This is a genomic window from Meiothermus sp. (genome assembly GCF_025056915.1).
In the GTDB taxonomy this organism is placed as follows: Bacteria; Deinococcota; Deinococci; order Deinococcales; family Thermaceae; genus Meiothermus.
Genome location: NZ_JANWVH010000082.1, coordinates 1 through 12,669, shown reverse-complemented (window position 1 = coordinate 12,669; position 12,669 = coordinate 1). Strand labels below are relative to the sequence as shown.

The following is a 12,669-nucleotide window of genomic DNA, read 5'->3' as shown; positions in this document are numbered from 1 at the left end:
GGCCTCGAACTCCTCGGGATGGGCCCGGGCGTAGCCCCAGCCGTGCCAGACCTCCCGCCGCTGGCCTTGCTGGATGGCGGCCACCTCCAGGACGTTGTACTGCCCGGCCCGGTAATGCCGCCGGTGCTCCCGGAAGCGGGCGGTGAGCGGGCGGCGGCTCAGGCCCACCAGGTAGATCAGGTAGGCGCCCTGGTACTCGAAGGTTTGCAGGTACACCCCGGGCACCGGGGGGAGGGCGGGCAGGCCAGAGGGGGCCTCGTAGCCGGGCCAGGCGTAGGGGCCTTGCCAGCGGAGGGTGAGCTGATGTTTTTCCAAAACGTTGTGCGGGGTCTCGAGATTCGGCATGGATTAGCTCCTCGCGCCTTCGTTTCGTTTACTCTTTCACTTCCTGATTACTCAATGCAGTGCCCTTTTCCAGCCGCCGCAGCAACAACCCGCAGCACCCCAGCCAGCCGACGCACCCCTTCAAGCAAATCGGGAATATCGTAGTAGGCCAAACACAGCCGCAGGGCATGGGCCAGTCGGCCCTGGTTGGAGAAGCGGGCGCCGGGCTGGTAGCGAACCCCCTCTTTGATGGCCTGCTCGAGCAAACGCTGGGTCTCGAAGCTGGGGTCTAGCTCGAGCCAGAGAAAATACCCCCCCTGCGGAAGGTAGCGAGGCTCCAAACCCTCCTGCCGGAGGGCCTGGAGCATAGCTTCAAGGCGGCTGCGGTAAACGCTGCGCAGTTTCTGCAGATACGGTTCCAGCAGGCCAAGCTCCAGCGCGCTGCGAACCACCGCCGAGGCAAAGGGATTCAGCCCTCCCCCACTGGCCACCAGGCCGCTTTGGGCCAGGGCTTGTAGCCGGTGGGGCGCGGCCTGAATCCAGCCCAGGCGCAGCCCCGGCGCCAAAATTTTCGAGAACGAACCCAGGCTGAGTACCCCCGCCCGATCCGCAAAACGGCCCAGCGAAGGGGGGGGAGGCTGGTAATAGTGCAGAAGCTGATACACCTCGTCGGCCACAATCAAGAAACCATATTGCTGGCTCAGCTCCACCAACCGCTCGCGGCGCTCCTGGCTCAGGGTGGTGCCGGTGGGGTTCTGGAAGGTGGGAATGGTGTAGAGAAAGGCCGGTTGATGCTGCTTTAGGGCCACCTCGAGGGCCTCGAGGATAAGCCCGTTTTCGTCGGTGGGAATGGCTACTACCTCGAGGTGATGGTCGCGGAAAATCCCCAGCGACAAAAAGTAGGTGGGCTCCTCCACAAAAACCACCTGACCGGGCCGGGTGAAAACGGTGCAGATCAGGTCTAGGGCCTGGGACACGCCGCTGGTGATGAACAGTTCCTCTGGCCCCAGGGCAAAACCGTAGTGTCGGCTGAGAAACCCGGCCAGCTCGGTTCGGAAATAGCCATCTCCGCTTTCGACCCCGTACTGCAAGAAGGAAGGGTCGCCCTGGGACAGGCGGTGCAGGGCCGCCTGGTGGAGCGGCTCGAGCGGAAGAAGTTCCAGGCTGGGATGTCCTACTCCGAGGTCAATGACCCCTGGGGGAATGCGGGTCTGGGTTACATCAGGCATGGTTTAGTGGTGAAGCACCCGCTGCAAGAAGGTGCGGGTGCGCTCGTGGGTAGGGTTCTGAAAAATCACCTGGGGAGGGGCCTGCTCGAGGATCTGCCCCTGATCCATCACCACCACGCGGTCGGCCACGTCGCGGGCGAAACCCATCTCGTGGGTGACCACCAGCATGGTCATGCCGCTTTCGGCCAGGCTGCGCATCACATCCAGTACCTCCCCCACCATCTCCGGGTCGAGCGCGCTGGTAGGCTCGTCAAACAGCATGATTTTGGGCTCCATGGCCAGGGCCCGGGCGATGGCCACCCGCTGCTGCTGGCCCCCCGAAAGCTGGGCCGGATACTTCTGGGCCTGATCGGCAATGCCCACCCGCTCGAGCAGCTCCAATGCCTTGCGCTCTGCCCTTTCCAGGCTCCAGCCCCGCACCTTGCAAGGGGCCAGGGTAACGTTGTGCAGCACGCTCATATGGGGGAACAGGTTGAACTGCTGGAACACCATCCCCACCTCGCGCCGTACAGCCTCCAGGTTTTTGGCTGAGCTGAGGGGAATTCCGTCTACGATCACCTCACCCTGCTGAAACTCCTCGAGGCGGTTGATGCAGCGAATCAAGGTGGATTTCCCCGAGCCCGATGGCCCCACAATGACCACCTTCTCCCCTACCCCAACCTCCAGGTTTACCTCCCGCAACACGTGCAGGCGGCCAAACCATTTGTTGAGCCCCCGAACTTGGATGATGGCCTCACTCATCGGCTTCCTTCTTGCGCAGGGCCAAAAGCGAGATCAGCTCGTACATCAGGTTACCTCCCAGATAGGCGGTGATCTCTCCCGGGTCAATGGCCGGCAAGACCTCCACCACATCGGCGGCCTTGAAGTTGAGCCCCCTGAGCCCCCGCACCAGTTGCAAAACCTCGCGGCTGGTGAAACCATCCACCTCGGGGGTGCCGGTGCCGGGGGCATAGGCCGGGTCCACCGAATCAATGTCAATGCTGATAAAGCAGGGCCTATCGCCTACCCGGCGGTGGATCCGCTCCAGGGTGGCCTCGAGGCCGATCCGCTGAAACTCGTACATGGTGAGGAGCTCATACCCCAGGTCGCGGGTGCCCTGGTAATCTTCAGGGCCGTAGTTGGAGCCCCGAATGCCCACCTGGATGGACTGGTGGGGGTCTACCAACCCCTCCTCAACTGCCCGGCGGAAAGGCGTGCCGTGGTTGTACTTGCGCCCGAAGTACTGGTCTAAGGTGTCCAGGTGTGCGTCAATGTGCACCAGGGCCAGCGGGCCGTGCACCCGGGCCAGCCCGCGCAGCTCGCCCAGGGTCACGGAATGATCCCCACCCATGGCGATGGGGGTCACCCCAGCCCGGGCAATCTTCTCAAACTCGGCCTCGATGCGGGCGTAGGTGTCCTCGATGTACCCCGGCACCACCGGCACATCGCCGTAGTCCACCCCGGAGAGGTAATCGAAGATCTTCACGTCCCAGTAGGGGTTCCAGGGCCTGAGCATGATGGAGACCCGCCGGATGGCCTCGGGGCCAAAGCGGGCCCCGGGTCGGTGGGTGGTGGCGTCGTCCCAGGGAATGCCCAGCACCACAAAATCCACCCCTTCCAGGGTGCGAAGGTGCGGCAGGCGCATGAAGGTGCGTACCCCAGCAAAGCGGGGGGACTCGAGGGAGTTTGCAGGTTGGTAGCTCATGCTTCTCTCTCCATTCAGGGGGCCGGGCTCAGAACCCACAGCACCACCGCGCGAACCGAACCCGGATTGCGCCAGGTATGGGGCTCCTGCCCGCAAAAAGTCAGGCTGTCGCCGGGGTACAGCACATACCGCTCCTCTCCCACCGTGAACTCCAGGCTCCCCTCGAGCACGGTGACAAAATCGGTATCGGCGGGGAAGATATAGAGCTCTTTTCCCCCGTGCCCTCCGGGCTCCACCTCGGTGCGCAACACCAGAATTTCGCCATCCAGGCCACGCGACAGAATGAAGTCCCGCACCCCTTCCCCACCGAAGTGGGCACAGGGGGCCTCGGCAGAGCGCACCAGATTGACTTTGGGAAGCTCAAAGAGCGAACTCGGCTGAATGCCCAGAGCCGCGCATACCCGGAGCAGCGAGGCTACCGAAGCTTCGGTGGCTTCGCGCTCAAGGCGGCTGATGAACGACTTGTCCAGACCGCTGCGCCTGGCCACCTGCTCCAGGGTGAAACCCTTGGCCAGGCGGGTAGCCCGCAGCCGCTGGCCAATGGGAAAAGAAGGGGGAGAAAGGCTGTCCCGATCCACAGCTAACGCACCTGCCAGCGGGCCTCGAGGCCCCGGGCCACCCAGCTCAGAATCAGGGTCATTCCCAGGTAGATCAGCGAAACCGCCAGATACATCTCGAAGGGTTTGAAGGTGCGGGCCGAGATGAGCTGTCCGGCTCGAGTCAGTTCGATCACCGCAATGGCCGAGAGCAGCGAGGAGTTTTTGAGCAGGGAAATGCCCTCGTTGACCAACGGAGGAATCACCCGGGTAAAGGCCTGGGGCAAGACGATGTAGCGCAGAGTCTGGGTGGGGCTCAGCCCCAGCGAAAGCGCGGCCTCACGCTGACCTTTGGGAATGCTCTGTATCCCCGCCCTCAGAATTTCGGCCACGTAGGCACTGGTGTTGATGCTAAAGGCCAGCACCCCGGCTGCGAACTCGTTAATCTGCTGCTGGGTGAGCTGGGGGATGCCAAAAAAAATCAGAAAAATCTGCACCAGAAGGGGTGTTCCTCGCAGCAGCTCGATGTACCCCAGCGTCAGCCAGGAAAGCCAGCGAATGGGGGACATCCGGGCCAGCGCCACCACCGTACCCAGGAGAATCCCAAACACCAGCGAGAGCGCGGTGATGCGAAGGGTTACCCAGGCCCCCTCGAGCAAAAACGGCAGGCTGTCGCGGATCAGAGCAAAATCCATAAGCGGAGGCCGCTCGGGTTACTTGAACCACTTGGCCGCAAGTTCTTCCATCTTGCCGTTTTTCTCGAGCTTCTCGATGGCCGTGTCAATGGCCCGGCGCAAATCGCCGCAGTCTTTACGCAAAGCCAGTCCGGTATCCACCTGATTGAGCTCGGCCACAATCTTCAGGTCGGGGTATTGCTTGAGGAAAGCCCGGCCCACGAAACGGTGTACGATCAGAGCATCGGCCTGGCGGGTGTTTACAGCCAGAGCGGCATCGGTGTAGAGATTGTAAGACTTAACCTCCGCGCCCTTCACCCCGCTGGCGATTTTCTCCTGGGCGCTGCCGATCTGTACAGCTACCTTTTTACCGACCAAATCCTCGAGCTTGTTAATCCCGGTGGTCTCCTTGCGGGTGATGATGACGTTGGGTCCAGAAATGTAGGGTCGGGAGAAGTCCACCGACTTTTTGCGTTCTTCAGTAATGGTCAGGCCTGCTGCAATCACATCAATCTTTTTGGACAGCAGGGCCGGAATCAACCCATCAAAGCTCTGCCCCACAAATTTCACCTTGAGCCCCAGTTCTGCGCCGATAGCATTGAGCAGGTCTACATCGAAGCCAACAATCTTGTTGTTCTTGTCTAGCGACTCAAAAGGCGGATAGTCCGGGCTGGTGCCCACAGTCAGGCCGTTGGCCCGGGCATTGGCAAGACAGCTTTGGGCAAGGCCACTCGAGAAGCTGACCAACACTGCCAGAATCACCAAGTTTACCCATTTACGCATAGCATCCTCCCAGTCTTAACCGTTCAACGGTGCGTCAAATCTAACATGCTTTTGTTGAATATGCAACAATAGTTGAGTTATATGCAATATCCTTCCCTTCATCTTTGCAAACCAGCCAGGCGCGGAATCGGCCAGAACTGAACCCGCATCTCAGGAGGGTCGCAGTAAATGAGCTAGGGGTCTCTTCGCGCATTATTTGCTTTCGGCTTTACAAAAGCTTTGTCCTGTGCAGAGCAGTGCCGCATGGATGGGTGGCTAGGTCTGTGAAGAGCGCGATAACAGCCTCTGGCCTTGAGCAACCGCTGGTTCCCCAAGCGCCTGCACCCCTTCGGGCATTTCGCCCTTGGCTACGATGACCGCTCTACTGCTGGCTGGCGTTCACCGGTTCGGTTTGGTTATGGGCTGTGGGTGTTTTCCTGCCGTGCATTCCACAACTTGCGGGTGGTGATGATCTGGCCGGCGTGGTGCTGGGCATGGGCGGCAATATGGTCGAGCACGTAGGCCGCCTTGACTTCGTACTGGGCAAACCGGACGACCCGCTCGAGGTCGCCCATGGTCAGGGTTCGGAGCGCCGCTTTGGTTTTGGCCATATGCTCAGCAAACTCGGCCAGCACCTCCTGGGGGTTGCGCCCGGAGGGGGCCATCTCCTCGGCGGGGCGAATGCGAACGGCTTCGGGTATTTCCTGGCCGGTTCCGCGCAGCATCAAGCGGTACGACGAACCCCCAATATGCCGCACCAGGCCCCCAATGGGGTTGGTGTCCGGCGCAGGAACCCACCAGAAGCCTGCGGAACCGAGGTCGGAAGCCCACCTGGCCACGGTTTCCTCGACCTCCTCGAGGCTGCGCAACCAGACCGAAACAATCAGAGGAACGCCCTCCACGTCGCCACGCAAAAAGGGGGGGACTTGCACCGGGGTTTGCATATTCCCGATTCTAAGGCAATCCCCGTACAATCACCTGGTGCAGCCGCTACCCTCGCTCGAGCGCGACCCTTTTCTGGATGCCCTGCGGGGCTTCGCGCTGGTAGGCATCCTGGCGGTGAACCTGGAAATCTTCGCCGGGGTGGGCCTGTACGCCGCCCTTCACGGGGCCTCGCCCGGCTACGAGCTGGGCCGCGAGGTGCTGGCCTTTTTCTTTAGCGGTAAGTTCTACACCATCTTCTCGATTCTGTTTGGGCTGGGCCTAGCTCTGCAACACCGGCGCTTTGTGGAAGCGGGTCTGGATGCACAGAAGCTACTCCGCCGCCGCCTGGGCTGGCTGCTGGGGGTGGGGGCGCTGCACGGGGTGTTTTTGTTTGAGGGAGATATTCTGGCCGCCTACGCCCTGGTGGGCCTGTTCGCCCTGCGCTACCTGGGCCGGCCCCACCGGCCAGCGCAAATCGCCTTGCTATTGCTGGCGGGCTATGCGCTCTACTTCCTGCTGACCTTCTTCACCCGAGACAGCGCGGTCTGGAACGAGCTTTACAACAACGAGGTGATGCGAACCGGAGGCTTCTGGGCGGTGAGCCTCGAGCGCTTTTCGTTCTGGTTCTCCGGCACCCTGCTGGGCGTGCTGATACAGGGCGTGGAATTGCTGGGCCTCTTTCTGCTGGGCATGTACCTGGCCCCCCGCTGGCAGACCTATGGCCCGACTGTGCTCTGGCGGGTGGTGGCGGCAGGGCTTTTGGTTGGCATCCCGGCCAACCTCTACAACGCCGCTCACCCCGAGCTGCAACCCCTGCGGGGCCTGGGCGGGCTGGCCTTTGCCCTGGTGTACATGGCGCTTTTTCGCCTGCTGTGGCCCCGGCTGGGCTGGCTGCAGCGGCTGCGCTACGCAGGCCGCCTGCCCCTCAGCAACTACCTGCTTCAGTCCGCTGTAATGAGCACGGTTTTCTATGGCTACGGGCTGGGGCTATATGGCACGGTGCACCCGCTGTGGTTTCCGGCCATCGCCGTGGGCTTTGTGGCCTTGCAGGTGGCCCTGAGCCGCTGGTGGCTGGCGCGCTTTGGGCAGGGGCCGCTCGAGCGCCTCTGGCGAGACTTCACCTATCGCGGAATTTCCCCGACGTAGGCGAAGAAGGTGGTCGCAAAGCTCAGTACCGCTTGCTGGCCTTCACCGCCGTACCCGAGGCCGTCACCATGAGCATATTGCCCTGCCCCACGGTCTCGTAGTCCACGTCAATGCCAATGACCGCATCGGCCCCGCGGGCCAGGGCGGCCTGCTCGAGCTCGGAGAGGGCAATCTCGCGGGCCTTGCGAAGCTCGGCCTCGTAGGCCCCGCTCCGGCCCCCCACAATGTCGCGCACCGAGGCCAAAAGGTCGCGGAAGATGTTGGCCCCCACAATGGCCTCGCCAAAGACCACATCCAAGTACTCGGTAATCTGGTAGCCTTCCAGCTGGCTCGAGGTGGAAAGAATCATCTTGCGTCGCACGGCACTATCATAGGGTCGGAAGCGCAGTTTTGGCCAACCCCGCCAGCCGTTCGGAAGTTTGGAGCGTGCCCTGCCCCGATGGTTTTGCACCTGTTTGGATATAATCCACCTAACATGAAAGTGGCCCTCTTCATCACCTGCCTGGCCGACCAGTTCTTCGCCGAGGCCGGCGTGGCGGCGGTCAGGCTGCTCAGGCACCTGGGCTGTACCGTAACCTTTCCGGAGGGCCAGACCTGCTGCGGCCAGCCTGCCTACAACGCGGGCTACTGGGCCGAGGCCCGCCAGGTGGCCGAGCACACCCTGGAGGTGCTCGAGGACGCCCCCTACGTGGTGCTGCCTTCGGGCTCCTGCACCACCATGCTGCGGGCCTTCTACCCCGAGCTGTACCGCGACCAACCCCGCAGGTTCGCCCGGGCCGAGGCCCTGAGTCGCAAGACCTACGAGCTTTCCGAGTTCATCGTCAAGGTGCTGGGGGTCAGCCGGCTGGGCCAGGGGCTTTCGGGGCGGCGCATCGCCTACCACCACGGCTGCCACGCCCTGCGCGAACTCGGCATCAAACAAGAACCCCTCACGCTTTTGCGCAACGCCGGGGCCGAAATTGTGGACTGGCCCGCAGCCGAGGAGTGCTGCGGCTTTGGCGGCTTGTTTTCGGTCAAGCTGCCCGAGGTGGCCCTGAGCATGGCCGACCGCAAGCTCGCCACCCTGCCCCAGGGCCAGATGGACTACCTGACCAGCGCCGATGGCGGCTGCATGCTCCACCTGAGCGGGCGCATCGAGAACCGGGGCCTCAACCTGCCCGTCAGGCCCCTGGCCTCGGTTTTGTGGGAGGCCGCCCAGAGATAGACCTTTGCGAGGTTGCCATGAAAGTGACCGCCAACCACTACCCCCAGGAAGCCGCTCGAGTGCTGCGCGAGACCCCCGAGGTGCGCGACTCGGTCACCGGGGCCACCCTCAACTTCGACAGCAAACGGCGCCAGGCCTACGCCGAGGTGGAGGCCGAAACCTGGCGCCGCTGGGCCGAGGCGGTCAAGAACCACGTTCTGACCCACCTGGAGCGCTACCTGCTGGAAGCCGAGGCCAACCTCCAGAAAAACGGCGTGCAGGTGCACTGGGCCGAGGACGCCGACGACGCCCGGCGCATTGTGGCCGAGATTGCCCGCGCAGGCCGGGTCAAAAAGGTGGTCAAGGCCAAGACCATGGTCTCGGAGGAGCTGGGCATCAACCCCATGCTGGAAGCGATGGGCATCGAGGCCCTGGAGACCGACCTGGGCGAGTACATCATCCAGCTTTTGGGCCAGCCCCCCTCGCACATCGTGGGGCCAGCCATCCATCTGAACCTGGAGCAAATCCGCCGGCTCTTCCACGAGCGCTTCCAGACCCCCCTGGAGGCCAGCCCCGACCAGCTGGCCGCCGTGGCCCGAAAGCTCTTGCGCGAGGGGTTTTTGCAGGCCGATATGGGCATCTCGGGCGGCAATTTTGTGGTCGCCGAGACCGGCACCTTAGCCCTGATTGAAAACGAGGGGAACATACGGCTCTCCACCTCGGCCCCGCGCATCCATGTAGCCCTGGTGGGCATCGAGAAACTCCTGCCCCGCTTCTCCGACCTATCGGTGTTCCTGTCGCTGACTGCTCGCGCCGCCACCGGGCAGCGGCTGGGCACCTTCGTCTCGCTCATTCAGGGCCCCAGGCAGCCGGGCGAGCCCGACGGGCCCGAGGAAGTCCACGTGGTCTTTGTGGACAACGGGCGCAGCAGCGTGCTGGCCGACCCCGAGGCCTGGGAAACCCTGCGCTGCCTGCGCTGCGCGGCCTGCCTGAACGCCTGTCCGGTCTACCGCCAGACCGGCGGCCACGCCTACGGCTATGTGTACAGCGGCCCCATCGGGGCGATTCTTTCGCCTGGGCTTTTGGGCCTCTCGGAAACCAAGCCCCTCCCCTACGCCTCCTCGCTGTGCGGGGCCTGTTTCCAGGCCTGCCCGGTGCGGATTCCCATCCCCAAGTTGCTGCTCACCTGGCGCAACCGGGCGGTGCAGGAAGGGCTCACCCCCCGCCTCGAGGCCGCCGCCATCAAGGGCTATGCCCTGGCCATGACCCGGCCCTGGGCCTACCGCCTGGCCTCCCGGGCGGTGCGCCTGTTGCCCGAAAAAGCCCTGGACAACTCGCTGGTGCCGGTGCTCAAAGCCTGGACGGAGGGCCGGGCGGGCCTGAAGCCCAGCCCCAAGAGCTTTCGGCAGATGTGGGAGGATGGGGAGGTGTAGGGTAATCTCGATAGTCTATGGTCTACAGCCTATGGTCTATTGCCCGTAGTGAAACAGAAAGAGCCCTGGGCTTCACATCTCCTGGAAAAACCCCCGACTCAAGACCCCTATGACCCGCGCCAAAATCTGCGGCCTGACCCGCCTCGAGGACGCCCTCCTGGCCGAAGAGCTGGGGGCCTGGGCGCTGGGCTTTGTGCTGGTTCCCGGCACCCGGCGCTACCTCGAGCCCACCCAGGTTCGCCCCATCGCCGAGGCCCTGGGGCCCCTGGTGGTGCGGGTGGGGGTGTTTGTGGACACGCCCCCTGAGGCTGTTCTAAAGCAGATGCAGGCGGCCCGGCTCCAGGTAGTCCAGCTTCACGGGGCTGAACCTCCCGAGTGGGCCGAGCATATCCGGCAGTTTTTCCCGGTCATCAAGGCCTTCCGGCTCTCGGGGCCAGCCTCGCCCGAGTGGCGCTCGTACCCCGCCGACGCGCTGTTGCTCGACGGGGTGAGCCCCGGCAGCGGGCAAGGCTATCCGCTGGACTGGCTGGCTCCCCTCAAGCCCCACCCCCGGCTGATTGTGGCCGGGGGCCTGACCCCCCACAACCTGCAAGCGGTGCTCGAGCTGAAGCCCTATGCGGTGGACGTGAGCAGCGGGGTAGAGGCAGCGCCGCGGCTCAAAGACCCCCATAAGCTGCGGCAGTTTCTGGCTCAGGTGAGCGGCACCAGCCGGAACCAGTAGACGTAGCGGCGCTCGGCCTCCTCCCAGCGGTACTCCACCCCCTCGACCCGGAACAAACCCCGATCCAGCCAGCAGTTGGGCTGGATGCGCTGGTAAACCCGCAGGGGGGTCTGGGCGGCGAGGGCCTGAAGCAGCCGCCGGTTCCCCTTCACCGGCTGCTGGCTGCCCGACAGCCCCTCGCCCGGGTACAGAATGGAGCCATCGGGCAAGAAGCGGTTTGGGTAGCCCGACTCCCCCCGGTCAACCAGCAGGCTATGGGCCCCAATTCCTCGCAGGGTTTTGTGCTGGGCAAGCACCTCTTTCCAGGTCAGCATGCTTGACACCTAGTAGGCCAGCCGCTATTATCCTATGTGCCCGTTCGGACGACTCCGACGCTGTGCAACAATCTGCTCCGGTGGTGTAGTTGGTCAACATACCCGCCTGTCACGTGGGAGATCGCGGGTTCAAGTCCCGTCCGGAGCGCCATCACTGCCGCCGGGCCTGGCCTTTGCGCCACGCCCGGCGCGCCGCACGCCAAGGTAGCTCAGTCGGTAGAGCATGCGACTGAAAATCGCAGTGTCGGCGGTTCGATTCCGCCCCTTGGCACCACACCAAAACAAAAAAGCCAGAGGCAGGCCGTTGCCCAGGAAGCGCTCGAGGTTCGGGTATCCCGGCATTCCTACAAAATTCATGCCTCATTGAAGTCTTCTACGCTATGAATTGTAAAGCATAGCATGGTTGGCCGCAGCAAATCGGCTAGAGTAGGCCGTTGTATGGAAGCCTTGAGCGAACGCACCCTCTCGGTGAAAGATGCCGTTCTGACCCGCCGCAGCATCCGCAAGTTCAAGCCCGACCCGATTCCACGAGAGCGGTTGGAGGAAATCCTTTCGCTGGCCCTCAAAGCCCCCAGCTCCAACAACCTTCAGCCCTGGCGGGTGGTGGTGATCCAGAACGCCGAAGTCAAAGAACGCTTGCGTGAGGCCGCCAACAATCAGGCCCAGGTGAGCTCCGCGCCTGCGGTGCTGGTCATCTACAGCGACATGAAGGATACGCTCGAGCACGTGGAGGAGGTCCTTCACCCGGGTTTTTCCGAAGAACAAAAACAGGCCCGGGCTGCCAGCTTTCGCAAGGCCTGGGAGGGCCAAAGCGACGAAGAACGCGAAAACTGGGGCAAGGCCCAGGGTTTTATCCTGCTGGGGTTCCTGATGCTGATTGCCCGCTCGTTTGGTTACGACACCGTACCCATGGGCGGCTTCAATGCCGCCAGGGTCAAGGAGGTATTGGGCCTGCCCTCCCACGTGGCCATCACGGCCTTGCTGCCCATGGGGGTCGCGGATGAAGCCGGGTACGAGCACCACCGTCACCCGCTGGGGCGGGTGGTGCAGTGGCAATAAAGGCGCAGAGGGTGTTCTTTCAGCGTCGTTTGCTCTAGGCTGGAACCATGTACGAGTTTCTCCTGACCCTCCACAACCTCGCGCGATGGCTGGTGTTGCTGGCGGCTGTTTGGCTCGTGTACCAAATCGTTAGCGGCCTGAGGGGCCGTACCTACGGGTCTGCCGACCGTCGGGCCGGCCTTCTTTACACCGGTTTGATGGATTTGCAGCTGGTGTTGGGCATTCTGCTGCTGGTCTCGAGCCCCCTGGTGCAAAGCGCCCTGGGCAACCTGGGGGCCGCCATGCAAAACAGCCAGACCCGCTTTTTTGTGGCCGAGCACTGGGTGCTGATGCTGGCCGCTGTGGTGCTGGCCCACGTGGGCAGCAGCCGCGTCAAAAAAGCCACCGACGCACTGCTCAAGCAGCGGCAGGCCCTGATCTGGTACGGGCTGAGCCTGGCCTCGATGCTGCTGGCCATCCCCTGGTGGCGGCCCCTGCTACGCTTGGGCTGAATGGCTGAGTTTTTGCATTGTTGGGTGTCGTGCACGACATCTGCTCAGAGCTGTGTCGCAAAAAAGCCCGTACAACCACACCCCCACGGTGAGCGAACCAAGTTAGAGCGCTCTTCACATATTTAGAGCCATTCGACTATAAGAAAGCTTTGTCCTGGACAGAAAAGTGGCGGCCTGGAAACTCGAAAA

The 12,669-nt window shown here is 63.1% G+C and carries 15 protein-coding genes, 2 tRNA genes and 1 pseudogene; 8 read left to right on the top strand and 10 right to left on the bottom strand.

What is annotated here, in order from left to right:
- The 8 genes and pseudogenes from NZN28_RS12035 to NZN28_RS12000 form a co-directional block, all read right to left on the bottom strand.
- Positions 1-345: pseudogene (locus tag NZN28_RS12035) on the bottom strand (hypothetical protein); the annotation flags it as partial.
- 47 nt (positions 346-392) lie between these two features.
- Positions 393-1,553, bottom strand: coding sequence for a PLP-dependent aminotransferase family protein (locus NZN28_RS12030; protein WP_295398513.1), 1,161 nt, complete (start codon positions 1,551-1,553; stop codon positions 393-395).
- Positions 1,554-1,556: 3 nt separating this feature from the next.
- Positions 1,557-2,294, bottom strand: coding sequence for an amino acid ABC transporter ATP-binding protein (locus NZN28_RS12025; RefSeq protein WP_295398511.1), 738 nt, complete (start codon positions 2,292-2,294; stop codon positions 1,557-1,559).
- Positions 2,287-3,237, bottom strand: a complete 951-nt coding sequence (gene speB / locus NZN28_RS12020; protein WP_295398510.1) for an agmatinase — start codon at positions 3,235-3,237, stop codon at positions 2,287-2,289. Before speB ends, NZN28_RS12025 begins: the two co-directional genes overlap by 8 nt.
- Positions 3,238-3,251: 14 nt before the next feature.
- Entirely contained in the window at positions 3,252-3,815 is a 564-nt protein-coding gene (locus NZN28_RS12015) for a cupin domain-containing protein (RefSeq protein WP_295398508.1), read from the bottom strand.
- A 2-nt stretch (positions 3,816-3,817) separates the two neighbouring features.
- Complete coding sequence (locus NZN28_RS12010; RefSeq protein ID WP_295398507.1) at positions 3,818-4,468, bottom strand: amino acid ABC transporter permease; 651 nt, start codon at positions 4,466-4,468, stop codon at positions 3,818-3,820.
- Between the two features lie 18 nt (positions 4,469-4,486).
- Entirely contained in the window at positions 4,487-5,230 is a 744-nt protein-coding gene (locus NZN28_RS12005; RefSeq protein ID WP_295398504.1) for a basic amino acid ABC transporter substrate-binding protein, read from the bottom strand.
- Positions 5,231-5,625: 395 nt separating this feature from the next.
- On the bottom strand, positions 5,626-6,153 hold the full coding sequence (locus NZN28_RS12000) for a DinB family protein (protein WP_295398502.1): 528 nt from the start codon (positions 6,151-6,153) through the stop codon (positions 5,626-5,628).
- 37 nt (positions 6,154-6,190) lie between these two features.
- On the opposite strand from NZN28_RS12000, the gene NZN28_RS11995 reads away from it, so the two are divergent.
- Positions 6,191-7,279 (top strand): DUF418 domain-containing protein, encoded by a 1,089-nt coding sequence (locus NZN28_RS11995; RefSeq protein ID WP_295398500.1) that lies wholly within the window; start codon positions 6,191-6,193, stop codon positions 7,277-7,279.
- A 22-nt stretch (positions 7,280-7,301) separates the two neighbouring features.
- Here NZN28_RS11995 and NZN28_RS11990 read toward each other — a convergent pair whose 3' ends face one another.
- Positions 7,302-7,628, bottom strand: a complete 327-nt coding sequence (locus NZN28_RS11990; RefSeq protein WP_295398514.1) for a heavy metal-binding domain-containing protein — start codon at positions 7,626-7,628, stop codon at positions 7,302-7,304.
- 126 nt (positions 7,629-7,754) lie between these two features.
- Here NZN28_RS11990 and NZN28_RS11985 point away from each other — a divergent pair, with 126 nt between their 5' ends.
- The 3 genes from NZN28_RS11985 (at position 7,755) to NZN28_RS11975 (ending at position 10,616) form a co-directional block, all read left to right on the top strand.
- Positions 7,755-8,483, top strand: a complete 729-nt coding sequence (locus tag NZN28_RS11985) for a (Fe-S)-binding protein (protein ID WP_295398498.1) — start codon at positions 7,755-7,757, stop codon at positions 8,481-8,483.
- Positions 8,484-8,500: 17 nt separating this feature from the next.
- A complete protein-coding gene (locus NZN28_RS11980) occupies positions 8,501-9,895 on the top strand; it encodes a LutB/LldF family L-lactate oxidation iron-sulfur protein (protein ID WP_295398495.1) in 1,395 nt (464 codons plus the stop codon).
- Positions 9,896-10,004: 109 nt separating this feature from the next.
- A complete protein-coding gene (locus NZN28_RS11975) occupies positions 10,005-10,616 on the top strand; it encodes a phosphoribosylanthranilate isomerase (RefSeq protein ID WP_295398493.1) in 612 nt (203 codons plus the stop codon).
- Here NZN28_RS11975 and NZN28_RS11970 read toward each other — a convergent pair.
- Positions 10,586-10,930, bottom strand: a complete 345-nt coding sequence (locus NZN28_RS11970) for a hypothetical protein (RefSeq protein WP_295398491.1) — start codon at positions 10,928-10,930, stop codon at positions 10,586-10,588. The two genes, NZN28_RS11975 and NZN28_RS11970, sit on opposite strands and share 31 nt — an antisense overlap.
- A 74-nt stretch (positions 10,931-11,004) precedes the next feature.
- On the opposite strand from NZN28_RS11970, the gene NZN28_RS11965 reads away from it, so the two are divergent.
- From NZN28_RS11965 to NZN28_RS11950, 4 genes are all read left to right on the top strand, one after another.
- Positions 11,005-11,081, top strand: a tRNA-Asp gene (locus tag NZN28_RS11965).
- Positions 11,082-11,128: 47 nt separating this feature from the next.
- A tRNA-Phe gene (locus NZN28_RS11960) sits at positions 11,129-11,204 on the top strand.
- 164 nt (positions 11,205-11,368) lie between these two features.
- On the top strand, positions 11,369-11,989 hold the full coding sequence (locus tag NZN28_RS11955; RefSeq protein ID WP_295398490.1) for a nitroreductase family protein: 621 nt from the start codon (positions 11,369-11,371) through the stop codon (positions 11,987-11,989).
- A 47-nt stretch (positions 11,990-12,036) separates the two neighbouring features.
- On the top strand, positions 12,037-12,480 hold the full coding sequence (locus NZN28_RS11950) for a hypothetical protein (RefSeq protein ID WP_295398487.1): 444 nt from the start codon (positions 12,037-12,039) through the stop codon (positions 12,478-12,480).
- The last annotated feature ends 189 nt before the right edge of the window (positions 12,481-12,669 follow it).